Source organism: Klebsiella terrigena (assembly GCF_012029655.1).
GTDB classification, from domain to species: domain Bacteria; phylum Pseudomonadota; class Gammaproteobacteria; order Enterobacterales; family Enterobacteriaceae; genus Klebsiella; species Klebsiella terrigena.
In genome coordinates this window covers 2,950,507-2,964,060 of the sequence record NZ_CP050508.1, presented here as the reverse complement: position 1 = coordinate 2,964,060, position 13,554 = coordinate 2,950,507, and the positions used below count along the sequence as shown (strand labels likewise).

12 protein-coding genes, 1 pseudogene and 1 riboswitch are annotated in these 13,554 nt (G+C 61.8%); of the genes and pseudogenes, 6 read left to right on the top strand and 7 right to left on the bottom strand.

Features of this window, described 5'->3' with window-relative positions; genetic code table 11:
• The first annotated feature begins 77 nt into the window (after positions 1-77).
• The 5 genes and pseudogenes from HCK03_RS13985 to HCK03_RS13965 all read left to right on the top strand — a co-directional run bounded on the left by HCK03_RS13985 (position 78) and on the right by HCK03_RS13965 (position 5,283).
• Positions 78-866: an SDR family NAD(P)-dependent oxidoreductase gene (locus tag HCK03_RS13985; protein ID WP_041145469.1), complete on the top strand. Its 789-nt coding sequence runs from the start codon at positions 78-80 to the stop codon at positions 864-866.
• 202 nt (positions 867-1,068) lie between these two features.
• Positions 1,069-1,827 (top strand): annotated as a pseudogene (locus HCK03_RS13980) (alpha/beta fold hydrolase); the annotation flags it as partial.
• Positions 1,828-1,911: 84 nt separating this feature from the next.
• Positions 1,912-2,649 (top strand): response regulator, encoded by a 738-nt coding sequence (locus tag HCK03_RS13975; protein ID WP_041145471.1) that lies wholly within the window; start codon positions 1,912-1,914, stop codon positions 2,647-2,649.
• Complete coding sequence (locus HCK03_RS13970) at positions 2,646-4,007, top strand: ATP-binding protein (RefSeq protein ID WP_167691765.1); 1,362 nt, start codon at positions 2,646-2,648, stop codon at positions 4,005-4,007. The genes HCK03_RS13975 and HCK03_RS13970 overlap by 4 nt, the downstream gene beginning before the upstream one ends.
• 85 nt (positions 4,008-4,092) lie before the next feature.
• The gene (locus tag HCK03_RS13965; RefSeq protein WP_167691764.1) at positions 4,093-5,283 is read left to right on the top strand and encodes a cytochrome c biogenesis protein/redoxin; all 1,191 of its coding nucleotides are present in this window, start codon (positions 4,093-4,095) and stop codon (positions 5,281-5,283) included.
• 46 nt (positions 5,284-5,329) lie between these two features.
• Here the strand turns inward: HCK03_RS13965 and HCK03_RS13960 are convergent, their stop codons facing one another.
• A complete protein-coding gene (locus tag HCK03_RS13960; RefSeq protein WP_228283742.1) occupies positions 5,330-6,217 on the bottom strand; it encodes a LysR substrate-binding domain-containing protein in 888 nt (295 codons plus the stop codon).
• Positions 6,218-6,315: 98 nt separating this feature from the next.
• Between HCK03_RS13960 and HCK03_RS13955 the strand changes: the two genes are divergently transcribed.
• A complete protein-coding gene (locus HCK03_RS13955; protein ID WP_167691762.1) occupies positions 6,316-6,825 on the top strand; it encodes a DUF4865 family protein in 510 nt (169 codons plus the stop codon).
• Positions 6,826-6,935: 110 nt separating this feature from the next.
• On the opposite strand, the gene HCK03_RS13950 is transcribed toward HCK03_RS13955, so the two are convergent.
• The 6 genes from HCK03_RS13950 to HCK03_RS13925 form a co-directional block, all read right to left on the bottom strand.
• The gene (locus HCK03_RS13950; RefSeq protein ID WP_167691761.1) at positions 6,936-8,417 is read right to left on the bottom strand and encodes a pyridoxal phosphate-dependent decarboxylase family protein; all 1,482 of its coding nucleotides are present in this window, start codon (positions 8,415-8,417) and stop codon (positions 6,936-6,938) included.
• 9 nt (positions 8,418-8,426) lie between these two features.
• Positions 8,427-9,812, bottom strand: coding sequence for a diaminobutyrate--2-oxoglutarate transaminase (locus HCK03_RS13945; RefSeq protein WP_041145476.1), 1,386 nt, complete (start codon positions 9,810-9,812; stop codon positions 8,427-8,429).
• Between the two features lie 306 nt (positions 9,813-10,118).
• On the bottom strand, positions 10,119-11,054 hold the full coding sequence (locus HCK03_RS13940; RefSeq protein WP_167691760.1) for an ABC transporter substrate-binding protein: 936 nt from the start codon (positions 11,052-11,054) through the stop codon (positions 10,119-10,121).
• Between the two features lie 27 nt (positions 11,055-11,081).
• Positions 11,082-11,822, bottom strand: coding sequence for an ABC transporter permease (locus HCK03_RS13935; protein ID WP_041145478.1), 741 nt, complete (start codon positions 11,820-11,822; stop codon positions 11,082-11,084).
• The gene (locus tag HCK03_RS13930; RefSeq protein ID WP_143991825.1) at positions 11,819-12,547 is read right to left on the bottom strand and encodes an ABC transporter ATP-binding protein; all 729 of its coding nucleotides are present in this window, start codon (positions 12,545-12,547) and stop codon (positions 11,819-11,821) included. The genes HCK03_RS13935 and HCK03_RS13930 overlap by 4 nt, the downstream gene beginning before the upstream one ends.
• Positions 12,544-13,239, bottom strand: a complete 696-nt coding sequence (locus tag HCK03_RS13925; RefSeq protein ID WP_148249895.1) for a TenA family protein — start codon at positions 13,237-13,239, stop codon at positions 12,544-12,546. Before HCK03_RS13925 ends, HCK03_RS13930 begins: the two co-directional genes overlap by 4 nt.
• Positions 13,240-13,304: 65 nt before the next feature.
• A riboswitch (TPP riboswitch) is annotated at positions 13,305-13,406 on the bottom strand.
• Between the last annotated feature and the right edge of the window lie 148 nt (positions 13,407-13,554).

The window sequence follows — 13,554 nt, the reverse complement described above, 5'->3', positions numbered from 1 at the left end:
ATAACATTATTTACAGCTTACCCAGCCTGTGACATTATTCATGACGACCATCATGTATAAATCCAGGAGAGTACAGAATGAGCAGCAAATCAGCCGTACTGGTAACCGGCGCATCGACCGGGATTGGCGCAGTCTACGCCGAACGCTTTGCCCAACGCGGCCACGATCTGGTTCTCGTCGCGCGCAATACCGAACGCCTTACCGCGCTGGCCCAGCGTCTGCGCAGCGAGACCGGGGTGCAGGTGGACATTTTAACCGCCGATCTGACGAACAATGACGACGTTGCCGCCGTCGAGCAGCGTCTGCGGGAAGATACGCGCATCGGCGTGCTGATCAACAATGCCGGCACCTCAATTCCCGGCGACTTCCTCAGCCAAAGCAGCGAGGAGATCGCCCGACTGATCGCCCTCAACGTGACGGCGGTGACCCGGCTGGCTCATGCTATCGCGCCCCGACTGGCGGCCGCGGGCGAGGGGGCGATTGTCAACATTGCCTCGGTTGTCGGACTGGCTCCGGAAATGGGCCTGACCGTATATGGCGCAACCAAAGCCTTTGTGCTGTTTCTCTCTCAGGGGCTCAACGTCGAGCTGGCCGCCAGGGGCGTCTACGTCCAGGCAGTGCTGCCGGCGGCGACCCGCACCGAGATTTGGCAGCATAGCGGCAAAGACGTGGATGCTATTCCCGGCGTGATGGAGGTCGATAAACTGGTGGATGCGGCGCTGGCGGGTTTCGATCGCCGTGAATTTGTCACCATTCCGCCGCTGCACGATGAAGCGCAGTGGAACGCCCTCAACGCCGCGCGCCTGACGATGCTGCCCGGCTTTGCGCAGTCGGAACCGGCGCCGCGCTACCTCTCCCGCGGCTAAAACGCCGTTACGGCCTTTTTCCTTCGCCTCTTGTCGCGACTTTTGTATCACTGTGTATCAAAGCCGTCCGGCGATACAGGGTGAGACAAAAGCGCCTTGTCTGACGTATAGAGCAGATACATCGCCGTGTTTTGCTGTGTACGTCATTCAACACACAAGAGGCATTCTGATGAACACCACACCTTTCACCCGTCACTGTGCGGCGCTGGCGCAAAAAGGGTTTCGGGTGATTGTGCCGTATCTGCGCGGCTACGGCACCACGCGCTTTCTCTCGCCGGAGACGCCGCGTAACGGCCAGCCTTCCGCCATGGCGGCCGACATCGTGCATCTGATGGACGCGTTAAAAATCAAACAGGCCGACCTCGCCGGGTTTGACTGGGGGGCGCGCACGGCGGATATCGTTGCCGCGCTGTGGCCGGAGCGGGTGAAGTCGCTGGTTTCGGTGAGCGGGTATCTGATTAGCAGCCAGCAGATTGGCGCAAAACCGCTGCCGCCGCAGGCGGAGCTGTCGTGGTGGTATCAGTTCTACTTCGCCACCGAGCGCGGCCAGCAGGGCTACAGCCAGAACACCCATGACTTCGCAAAGCTGATCTGGCGCCAGGCCTCTCCCGGCTGGAAGTTTAGCGACAGCGCGTTTGAGAAAAGCGCCCGGGCGCTGGATAACCCGGATCACGTTGCCGTGACTATCAGCAACTATCGCTGGCGGCTGGGTATCGACAAGGGCGAGCAGAAGTACGCCGCCTATGAGCAAAAGCTGGCGCAGCTGCCCGCCATCAGCGTCCCGACCATCACTATAGAAGGTGACAACAACGGCGCGCCGCATCCGGCGGCGGCAAGCTACCGGGCAAAATTTAGCGGCAGGTATCAGCACCGCGATTTTACCGGCAATATCGGCCACAATCCGCCACAGGAGGATCCGACTCATTTCGTGCAGGCGGTCGTTGACGCCGATCGCCTGTAGGCCGGGCGCCGGAAAGTGTGGTTTGCGCTTCCGGCGCCAGCGCATATTATTTTTGAGTTGAATCCATTCTTAGCGGAGCCTGCAGTGGAACATATTGACCATATTTTGGTTGTCGATGACGATCGCGACATTCGCGAGCTGGTTACCACCTATCTGAATAAATCGGGATATCGGGCGACCGGGGCGGCCAACGGCAAGGCGATGTGGGCGGTCCTGCAGGCCCAACATGTGGATCTGATCGTGCTGGATATTATGCTGCCCGGCGACGACGGACTGGTTCTCTGCCGCCAGCTCCGCGGCGGGCGGCAGGATATTCCGGTGCTGATGTTGACCGCCCGCACCGACGACAGCGACCGGATACTCGGCCTCGAGATGGGGGCTGACGACTATCTGGTGAAGCCTTTTGTCGCCCGCGAGCTGCTGGCGCGTATTAAGGCCATTTTACGCCGCACGCGGGCGCTGCCGCCTAATCTGCAAATTACCGAGGCCGGTCGGCTTATCGCTTTCGGCAGCTGGCTGCTGGACACCTCCGCGCGCCATCTGCTGGACGACAGCGGTACCCTCGTTGCGCTGAGCGGTGCGGAATACCGCCTGCTGCGGGTGTTTCTCGACCATCCGCAGCGGGTGCTGAACCGCGACCAGCTGCTGAATCTGACCCAGGGCCGCGATGCGGAGCTGTTTGAGCGCTCCATCGATCTGCTGGTCAGCCGCCTGCGCCAGCGGCTGCGAGAAGACGCGCGCGAACCGGCCTATATCAAAACCGTGCGCAGCGAAGGCTACGTGCTCTCCGTGCCGGTCTCTATCCGCGAGGCGCGCGAGTGAAGCTCTGGCCTGGCTCGCTGCAGTCCCGCCTGATGCTGATGATTTTCTTTGCCTTACTGCTGGCTAACGCGCTCACCTTTTCGCTGCTGTTCTATGAACGAATGAGCAGCGCCCGCAGCGTGATGCTGGGCAACCTGCAGTACGATGTCGCCACCAGCGTGGCGATTCTTGACCGACTGCCGGCCGCCGAGCGCCCGAAATGGCTGGCCCGGCTGGCGCGCGGCAACTACCGCTACCGGCTGGCGGCAGGCGAAAGCGGGGCCTGGCCTACCAGCTGGCGCTCCCGCGACGCGGTGCGCTCGCTGCAGGAGACCCTGGGCGGCCGCTATCCGCTGAGCATCATCGCCGTACCCGGTCCGCGGGAGCATATACAGGCCCACATCACTCTCCACGACGGCGCACCGCTGAGCATCGACCTCTGGCCGCGCCTGCCGGTGATTGCCCGCTGGCTGCCGGCGGTGCTGCTTATCCAGTTTTTGCTGCTGCTGTTTTGCGCCTGGTACGCGGTTCGCCAGGTGGTGCGCCCGATGACCCGCTTTACCCGCGCCATTGACGCCCTTGAGCCGACGACAAACGTCCCCGGAACCCTGGAGGAGAAGGGGCCCGTGGAGGTGCAGCATGCCGCCCGCGCCTTTAACGCCATGCAGACGCGGATCCGCGATCATCTCGAGGAGCGGGCGCGGATCCTCGCGGCGATTTCGCACGACCTGCAAACGCCTATTACGCGGATGAAGCTGCGGGTTGAAATGGCGGATCTGCCGGAGCTTCGCGACAAGCTGCTGCAGGACCTTGATAACATGACCCGCCTGGTCAGAGAGGGGATCGCCTTTGCCCGCTCGGCTCAGCCGCTGGAGGAGAAGCGCCAGCGGCTGAGCCTGAATGCGTTCCTCGACAGCATTGCCTGCGATTATGCCGACGTCGGCCGTCCGGTCACTTTTAAGCCCACCGCGGGCGCCGATACGCTGCTGATCCAGCCCCAGGCGCTGCGACGCATCATGACTAACCTTATCGATAACGGACTTAAGTTCGGCGATAGCGTAGAGATTACCCTTGAATTTCGGGAAAACGGCGACGCTTGCATTCAGGTGCGGGACGACGGGCCCGGGATCCCGGAGGAGGCGCTGGAGGCGGTGCTGCAGCCGTTCTATCGCCTGGAGAACTCCCGCAACCGCGATAGCGGTGGAACCGGGTTAGGGCTGGCTATCGCCGCTCAGCTGGCGGCGCAGATGCGGGGGAAGCTGCTGTTACGCAACGGCGAGCGGGGCGGACTTACGGCTTCTCTTATTCTCGATGCCGGGGCTTTGTATGCTTCTGTATCTGACGCCGTCGCCGACAATCTGGCTGACAAAAACCCCTAGTTCCCGACACGTTGCCCATACATTCGCCTGTTGTAATGCGTTTGCTGCCGCCGTTGGCCGCTATCGCACGACAAGGAGAATGATGATGTCCGTCCTGATTGCTTTTTTTGCCGGCATGCTGACGCTGCTGAGCCCCTGTACCTTACCGGTTATCCCGCTGATTTTCGCAAACGTTCGCGGCAGGCCGGGCCATCTGGCGCTGATGCTTTGCGGGATGGTGCTGATGTTTACCGGCGTGTCGCTGCTGGTCACGGTGGCGAATGAGCAGGTGGTAAGCCTGACCATCGCCGGGCGCTGGCTGGCGCTAGTGTTCCTCGCCGCGGTGGGCCTGAGCCTGCTGTCGACGCGCGTCGCGCAGCGCCTGACGTCGCCGCTGGTGGCGCTGGGGAACCGCCTCAACGGCCACAGCTACCGCCGTAGCGCAGGCGCCGCGGCGCTGTTCGCCGGTCTCGCCATCGGCCTGCTGTGGGCGCCCTGCGCCGGGCCGGTACTCGGGGCGATCCTGAGCCTCGCCGTTCTGAGCGCCAGCCCGGCAACGACCGGCCTGCTGCTGGCCGCCTACGGCAGCGGCTGCGCGCTGATGCTGGCGCTGCTGTGGCTGTTTGGCTCACGCCTGGCTGCCCGCCTGCGCAGCGGGCTGGCCTTAACCCAGCGCCTGCGCCAGCTTGCCGGTGCCGGCATTCTGGCCTCGGTGGCGCTGATCGCCAGCGGCGCGGATAGCTATCTGCAGGGCGCCAGCAGCCTGACCAATCGCCTTGAACAGCGGCTGAGCGCCGCGCTGCCGCAGCCGCCGCAAAAAACCGTTCTGCGGCCGATCGTCGCCGCGCAGCCAACCAGCGCAATGCCCTCCCTGGCCGGGGGAACGGCGTGGATTAACTCCCGGCCGCTGAACGGGGAAGCGCTGAAGGGGAAGGTGGTACTCATCGATTTCTGGACCCGGGATTGCATTAACTGCCAGCATACCCTGCCGTACGTGCGCGACTGGGCGAATAGGTATCGCGGGCAGGGGCTGGTGACGATCGGCGTGCATACGCCGGAGTATCCGTGGGAGCGCTCGCTTCCGGCGCTGCGGGAGGCGGTGGCGAAATGGCGGCTGCCGTATCCGGTGGTGGCGGATAATACCTACGCCATCTGGAACGCCTTCGGCAACCGCTACTGGCCCGCACACTACATCTTTGATGCCCGCGGCCAGCTGCGCTACACCGCTTTTGGTGAAGGGGACTACGCCCGCCAGGAGCAGGTTATCCAGCAGCTATTGCGCGAGGCGAGAACCTGAATTAAACCGCAAACAACACGCCAGTGGTCATGAGCAGGTGACGTTGTCACCTGTTCGTCAACACGCTCAGCGCCTCCGCCATCAGCTGTCCGAGCATCTTGCAGGCGGGGGCGTTGCGCGCCTGCAGCGGGTTCTCTTCGAGGCCGATGGCGAGGCTGCCGGGCGATGGCAGCAGCCCGCCGGCGGAACGCAGGTTCTGCGGCATGCCGATTTTGGTTCTCACCGTCAGCCCTAATCCGGCCTGCACCGCCGCCCAGACCCCGCTGAGGCTATGGCTTACAAACATCACCTGCCACGCAATGGCCGCCGCATCGAGCGCCGCGATGGCCCTGGAGCGCATCAGGCACGGGCTTTCAAACATTACCAGCGGAAGCGGTTCGCCCGCGGCCAGCAGGGCGGCGACGTCGAGGTCCGGATGATAAATCCACTCCAGCGGGCACTGGCCTAAGGTGTGCCCGGCGTTGTCGGTTTGCCATAACAGCGCCATATCCAGCGCGCGCTCCGCCAGCGCCTGACGCAGGGGAAGGTTGCGGTCCACCCTGGCGACGATCCGCAGCTGCGGGTGGTGGCGCTTAAACTGGCCGAGGATCCCCGGCATCAGGGATTCGCCAAAATCCTCCTGCATCCCGATGCGGATTTCGCCGCTCAGCCGTTCTCCTTTGAGGGCGCGCAGGGCCTCATCGTTGAGCTCCAGCATGCGGCGGGCATAGCCCATTAGCTTTTCGCCCTCAGCGGTGAGTGCCAGGTGGCGGCCCTGTTTCACCACCAGCCCGGCGTCGCACTGCATCTCCAGCTTCTTAAGCTGAGCGCTGACCGCCGAGGTGGAGCGCGACAGGCGCACCGCCGCCTGGGCAAAGCTGCCGCATTCGATCCCGGTCACAAAGGTGCGTAGCGCATCGAGATCCAGCGCCGGCGTGAGTTTTTCCATAATCATCCTCTTATTCAGGACGATAACTCCTGAATTATTCGATTTTCAGGAGAGTACTGTGGCACCACACTGGCCCCAACGTCAACATTCCCCTCGGAGCGACCATGATCGTTATGCAATACCGCTTTACGCTGCCCGCCGACTACGACATGTCGATTATTGCGCGCCGCATTAGCGACGGCGGCCCAAAGCTGGACGGTTTTCCCGGCCTGGTATTTAAAATCTATCTCTACTCCCGCCGCGATGACCGCGCGATGCCCGCGGCGGAGAACCGCTACGCGCCGCTGTACGTCTGGCAAAACGCCGGGGCGATGGCGCGCTTTCTGCAGAGTCCCGGTTTTGCCCGCCTGTGCGAGGACTTTGGCTGGCCGCACATCGAAAGCTGGCTGGCGCTGCGGGTCCCGGAGGTTGCGGATGTGATGGATAAGACGTGGCTGAGGGTTGAAAAACGCGCCATTGCGCCGTTCAGCGATCTGGCAAACCTCGACCTGCAGGGGCCGCTCTGCGCGTGGGACGTGAGCCGCTGGCGGCTGATGGAGGTGAGCGTTGGCGATACGCCGTCGGCGGCAGGAGAGCGTTATCGCATCGGCTACGTGGCGCGAGGAGAGGCGTAAAAAAAGCCGATAAGGTGAGTTATCGGCTTTCGGGAGGCTAACGTCCCGGGCGGGGCGGCAAGGGGCGGAACTCCGGATCGGGCGCAGGCGCCGTAATCCGGGCGTTCAGCTTACTTTGCCAGCACTTCCTGGGCGGTGCGTTCAACCAGGTTCAGCAGCACCTTCACGTCATCAAGGGTGACGATTGGGTTCAGCAGCGTCAGCTTCAGGCAGGTGACGCCGTTGTGCTCGGTGACGCCGACGTTGGCGCGACCGGAGTCGAGCAGCGCGTCGCCGATGCGCTGGTTGAGCAGGGCGATGGCGGCATCGTCGCTGCCCGCGGTCTGCTGCGGGCGAGAACGGAACAGCACGCTTGCCAGCTGCGGTTCCATAACCAGCTCCAGCGTCGGCTGGCTGGCAACGTATTCAGCGACATTTTTCGCCATCGTCACGCCGTGATCGATAATTGCCGCGTACTGCTTCTGCCCCAGCGCTTCCAGCGCCATCCACAGCTTCAACGCGTCGAAGCGGCGGGTGGTCTGCAGCGATTTGGACACCAGATTCGGTACGCCGTTTTCTTCATCGAACTCGGAGTTCAGGTAGGCCGCCTGATAGCGCATCAGCTCGTAGTGGCGCGCGTCTTTTAACAGGAATGCGCCGCAGCTGATGGTCTGGAAGAACTGCTTGTGGAAGTCCAGGGTGATGGAGTCCACGCACTCAATGCCGTCCAGATAATCGCGGTAGTGCTCGGAAAGCAGCAGCGCGCCGCCCCAGGCCGCATCCACGTGCAGCCAGATCTGATGCTCCGCCGCAATGCCGGCAATCACGCGCAGCGGGTCGATAGCCCCGGCGTCGGTGGTGCCCGCGGTTGCCACGATCGCCATGATCTGCTCGCCTTTGGCCTGCGCTTCGGCAATTTTCGCCTTCAGGTCTTCGACGTCCATGCGGGCAAAGCGGTCGGTTTTGACCAGCGTGACCGAACGGTAGCCGAGGCCCATCAGCGCCATGTTCTTCTGCACCGAGAAGTGGGCGTTTTCAGAACAGAACACTTTGTACTGGCGAATATCGCCCGGCAGACCGTCCTGCTGAATCGAGTGACCCTGGCGGGCGAAGAATGCATCGCGCGCCAGCATCAGGCCCATCAGGTTGCTCTGGGTGCCGCCGCTGGTAAATACGCCAGCGTCGCCTGCCCGGTAGCCCACCCGGGCGCGCAGCCACTCGATCAGCTTCATCTCAATGATGGTGGCTGACGGGCTTTGATCCCAGGAGTCCATGCTCTGGTTGGTGGCGTTAATCAGCACTTCCGCCGCCTGGCTTACCACCAGGCTTGGGCAGTGCAGATGCGCCACGCACTGCGGGTGATGCACCGACAGGCTGTCTTTCAGGAAGTACTCGATCGCACGTTCAATCGCCGCCTGGTTGCCCAGACCCTGTTCGGTGAACTCAAGGGTAATGCGCTCGCGCAGCTCGGCGACGCTTTTGCCTTGATACATCTCAGGCTGCTTGAGCCATTGCGCGACGGCCTGGCTGGTCTGAGCGATAACCTGCTGATACGCCTCAATACTCTGCGGCGAACCGGCAAGGATCGGATTCAATTGGGACATGGCGGTCACTTACTCCACTCAGACCGGTTTTACGCCGGCGGCCAGCAGGGCCTGTTCAAATTTGTCGAAGAAAATTTCCAGCTCCGCGTTGCTGATCAGCAGCGACGGCAGCAGGCGCAGGACGCAGCCGTTACGACCGCCGCGCTCAAGGATCAGGCCCGCTTCGAAGCATTTTTTCTGCAGCAGGGCAGAGAGCGCGCCGTCCGCCGGGTAGCAGCCCATATGATCCTGAGCTTCGTTCGGCTTAACGATTTCGATGCCGATCATCAGACCCAGGCCGCGAACGTGGCCGATGACCGGGTAGCGTTTCTGCATGTCGGCCAGCTTGCCTTTCAGCCACTCGCCCTGTGCCGCGACTTTACCGGCGATGTCGTTCTCTTTCAGGTGACGCAGGGTGGTCAGGCCGGTAGCCATTGCCAGCTGGTTGCCGCGGAAGGTGCCGGTGTGGTGGCCAGGCTCCCAGGCGTCAAACTGCTTCTTGATACCGAGTACGGCCAGCGGCAGACCGCCGCCGACGGCTTTTGACATCACGATGATGTCCGGCTCAATGCCCGCGTGCTCGAAGGCAAACAGCTTGCCGGTACGCGCGAAGCCGGCCTGGACTTCATCGATAATCAGCAGAATGCCGTGTTCCTGAGTCACTTTACGGATGCGCTGCAGCCACTCGACCGGCGCCGGGTTCACGCCGCCTTCGCCCTGAACGGCTTCAAGGATCACCGCCGCAGGCTTGCGTACGCCGCTTTCAACGTCGTTGATCAGGTTTTCGAAGTAGTAGGTCAGCGCCTTCACGCCGGCTTCACCACCGATACCCAGCGGGCAGCGGTACTGATGCGGGTACGGCATAAACTGCACTTCCGGCATCATGCCGTTAACCGCTTCTTTCGGCGACAGGTTACCGGTCACCGACAGCGCGCCGTGGGTCATCCCGTGGTAGCCGCCGGAGAAGCTGATCACCGAAGAACGGCCGGTGTATTTTTTCGCCAGCTTCAGCGCCGCTTCAACGGCGTCAGCACCGGACGGGCCGGTGAACTGCAGGCAGTATTCTTTACCTTCGCCCGGTAATAAAGAGAGCAGGTATTCGGAGAAGCGATCTTTTAACGGAGTTGTCAGATCGAGAGTATGTAACGGCAAGCCGCTGGTAATGACACTTTGGATGCTCTGCAGCACGTCAGGATGGTTATGACCAAGCGCCAGGGTTCCAGCACCGGCAAGGCAGTCCAGGTACTGTTTGTTATCCGCATCGGTCAGCCATACGCCTTCCGCTTTGGTAATCGCGAGCGGCAGCTTGCGCGGGTAACTTCTGACGTTCGATTCGAATTCGGCCTGACGGGCCAAAAAGGTTTCGTTGTTTGCGTCCAATAAATCTGCACTTAAAGTATCAATACGGACTTTATCCGTCATCATATCACTCCCACAACCAGGGTTACGGTTGAACTCTGGTTGAATAATTGGTTTAAGAAAATGAATCGCCATTCATAAAGCGCGCACAATATATGGCTTTTTAAATCCGCATTCAATGTTTTATTTATTGCGCTATTTTTACGTTATTTTTACATTGTTAAATTTAATGTTAATCTATTGATTTATAGCGATTATTTTAACATTCATAAAACCATAAAAAGTGTAATTATTAGTGTGGATTTATGCCTTGTTTTATTACCGCTTCGTTGATACTGCCGGCGGAAATAGTTCCGCCGGCAGTAAGGTTACTCAATGCAGTTCGATAGCGTACTGCGATAAAGGTGTGATTTTTTTAACCAACTTGTTGTTAAATAAAAACTGTTCGTAGGCTTCGTAGCGCGGCTTGTCCAGCGTCGCGGGATCGCTGGCGAACAGCGGGATCGTTTTGAGCCACGCCTGCTTGTTGAGCTCGGTATTGAGCTCAGGGTGAGCGGCGGCGAAGGCCTGCCACGTCTCCTGCGGGTGAGCGCGCAGCCAGGTCACGCCTTTTTGCAGTGCGACGAGGAACTTTTTGATCTTCTCCGCGTGCGCTTCATCGCGGTTGGCGACAATCACCAGCTCGTCGTAGGCCGGCACGCCGTAATCCTCGACGTTCATGACCTGCGGATCTTTGCCTTGCAGCTTCAGCTCCAGCGCTTCGATATTGCGATAGCCGCCGATAACCGCGTCAACCTGGCCGGCAAGCAGGGCGCTGGTCAGCTGGAAGTTAACGTTAATCAGCTTGATACTTTGCGGGTCGATATGCGCCGACTGCGCCATGGTTGCCAGCGTCGCCTGCTCGATGCCGCTCACCGAGTAGCCCACCTTTTTCCCCTTCAGGTCAGCAGGGGTTTTGATGTTCTTGTCCAGCGCAATAATGGTGTTGAGCGGCGAGTTAATCAGCGTCCCGACGCGCACCAGCGGCAGCCCCTCATCGGCGAAAAAATGCACCTGCGGCTGATAGGTGATGGCGAGGTCGGCCTGGCGAGCGGCCACCAGCCGCGGCGGCAGCGCCGGGTCGGATGGCGGAATGATTTTGACGTCGAGGCCCTGTTCCTTAAAGGCGCCAATCTGTTCCGCCACCATAATCGGCGCGTGATCCGGGTTGATATACCAGTCCAGTACCAGGGTTAGCTTCTCGTTCGCCGCGGCGTGTCCGCTGATAAGCGCGCTAAGGGCCATCCCGGCATAAATACGTTTACTCATGGTATTCCTTATTATCCGTACAGGTCATTATTCCGGCGTCCAGTCGATCAGCCGGTGCAAGAAAGCGTCAACCGCCAGCCACAGCAGGACGGTCAGCAGCACTAAAATAAAGAGGGCCGCAAAGCAGATGTCGGTCTGCAGCCGGGCGTTAGCGTTGAGCATGACGTAGCCGAGCCCTTCGGCAGAGCCCACCCATTCGCCGATGATGGCGCCAATCGGCGCGACGGCGGCGGCCATCCGCAGGCCGGATCCCAGCGCCGGTAGCGCGGCCATCAGCCGCACGTGGCGCAGCTGGGCGCCAAAGGAGGCGCCCATCGTGCGGGCCAGATCGAGATAGTCGTGATTGACCCGCCGCAGGCCGTCAAAGAACGCGGAGGTGACGGGGAAGAAGATCACCAGCACCGCCATCATCACCTTGGCGCTCATCCCGAAGCCAAACCACAGCACCAGCAGAGGGGCGAGCGCAAACACCGGGATGGCCTGGCTGGTCAGCACCAGCGGCATTAGCCAGCGCTGCAGCCGCGGCGAGATAATCATGCACAGCGCCAGCACCACGCCGAGCAGCACGCCGAGCAGCAGCCCGCTGACAATTTCGCTCAGCGTCACCAGGGTATGCCAGCCGAGATACGCCCGGTTGAGCCACAGGGCGCCGGCGACCGCCGAGGGAGAAGGCAGCAGAAAGGCGGGGATCCCGCTGCGTGTCACCAGCCACCAGACCAGCAGCAGGCCGCTAAACACCACCGCGCCGCGAAAAAGTTTGCCCCTCATCCGTCGGCCCTCATTAGCTGCTGCAGCAGCTCCGCCTGGCTGGTCAGCAGCGCGGGATCGTCCGCCGCGCGCGGCGGCAGGCCGCTCAGATGGTGCGAGTCGTCGATCCCGCCCGCAGACGGAGAAAGCACCAGCAGGCGGTGGCTCAGGCGGCAGGCTTCCATTGGATCGTGGGTAATCAGCACCACGGTACGCTCGGCCAGCAGTTCAGCCGCCAGGGTTTGAATACGCGTGCGGGTGATGGTGTCGAGGGCGGAGAAGGGCTCATCCATTAACACCACGGGGCGGTCTTCATACAGCGTGCGGGCCAGCGCCGCGCGCTGACGCATGCCGCCGGAGAGCGACGCCGGGCGATCGTCGGCGCACTGCTCCAGCCCCACCTGGCGCAACAGGGTTGTCACGCGCGTGCGGTCGACGCGCTCCCCGCGCAGGCGCGCGCCGAGGGCGACGTTATCGCGCACGCTCAGCCACGGATAGAGCAGGTCCTTCTGGCCCATCCACGCCAGCCGTTTCGCGACGGGCTGCCCGTCGCTGGCGTACACCTGGCCGGAGGTGGGCGCCGCAAGGCCGGCGATGATGCGCAGCAGGCTGGTCTTTCCGGCACCGCTGGCGCCCAGCAGAGAGATCCACTGACCGGCGGGGATATCGAACGACAAATCGGCAAAAACAACCCGCGCGCCGAAGCGCAAACCCAGTTCCCGCACGTGGATCGCCGGGGGCGTCACGCCGACGCCTCCGTTACCGCGTTCAGCCCCATCTGCCAGAAGTTGGCCTCCAGCCGCGTGGCGGTGGTGAAGATGGCGCTGAGCTCAGCGAATCTCGACTCGCCGCCGCGCTGCTGCCAGAGGGTTTCAAGCAGGGCGATCGCCGCGTTGACGCCGTTGAGATAGCCTTCGTCGCCGTAGTTACGGATCCACGAGGCGTAGGGGTTATCGTCCAGGCGGGTCTGCGGACCGTGCAGCAGCCCGAGCCCGATTTCCGCGTAGCCGGCCACGCAGGGCATCAGCGCGGCCAGCAGATCCAGCGCGTCGCCGGAATGGCCGATATCCAGCACGTAGCGCGTGTAGTTAACCGTCTCCGCCGCTTCCGGCTCTGCGGCCATGGTGGCTTCATCCAGCCCCCAGTCGGCGCAGTAGCCGACGTGCAGCGGCAGCTCGTTAAGGATGGCGTTCATCGATGCCGCCGCGGCGCGCATCTCCGGCAGCGTGCGCAGCTTGCTGACCAGCAGGGCATAGCTGCGGGCAAAGTGGATCAAAAACAGATAGTCCTGCGTCAGGTAGCGGCGGAATGCGGGTTCGGGCAGGGTGGCGTCAGCCAGCTGGTGTAAAAAGGGATGCGCGACGTAGTGCTGCCAGTCGCGTCCCGCCTGCTGGCGCAGACGACCGTAGATGCCTTGGGTAAATGCGGGAAGAATCACAGGACCTCCTGAATAAGGGGAGATCCGGGCGTGCAGAAGTATGAACAGGCAATGGCGGAAAACTGGCAAAATTGCCGACCCGTCCCTTCGCTGGCATGACCCAGATCAGGTTCAAAGGGTTCGGCTTACGCCATCTCAGCCCTCACGGGACACCCCTCGGTAGGGCCATGTTATACGACATTCACTTTTTGATTACAATCCCGACGGCGGCTCATTGCTTCGGGGGCGCTGGGGCGGTTTAAGTGACAGTGTCACTAGAGATCTGACTAAAAAGCGAACGGCGTGCAGAATTAGGAAAAGTGTTATAGGTAATTA

What these genes read in the sequence shown, in the direction of transcription:
- HCK03_RS13945 (WP_041145476.1), bottom strand. Translation starts at nt 9,812, where the DNA reads ATGATGACGGATAAAGTCCGTATTGATACTTTAAGTGCAGATTTATTG.
- HCK03_RS13985 (WP_041145469.1), top strand. Translation starts at nt 78, where the DNA reads ATGAGCAGCAAATCAGCCGTACTGGTAACCGGCGCATCGACCGGGATT.
- HCK03_RS13955 (WP_167691762.1), top strand. Translation starts at nt 6,316, where the DNA reads ATGATCGTTATGCAATACCGCTTTACGCTGCCCGCCGACTACGACATG.
- HCK03_RS13940 (WP_167691760.1), bottom strand. Translation starts at nt 11,054, where the DNA reads ATGAGTAAACGTATTTATGCCGGGATGGCCCTTAGCGCGCTTATCAGC.
- HCK03_RS13965 (WP_167691764.1), top strand. Translation starts at nt 4,093, where the DNA reads ATGTCCGTCCTGATTGCTTTTTTTGCCGGCATGCTGACGCTGCTGAGC.
- HCK03_RS13960 (WP_228283742.1), bottom strand. Translation starts at nt 6,217, where the DNA reads ATGATTATGGAAAAACTCACGCCGGCGCTGGATCTCGATGCGCTACGC.
- HCK03_RS13935 (WP_041145478.1), bottom strand. Translation starts at nt 11,822, where the DNA reads ATGAGGGGCAAACTTTTTCGCGGCGCGGTGGTGTTTAGCGGCCTGCTG.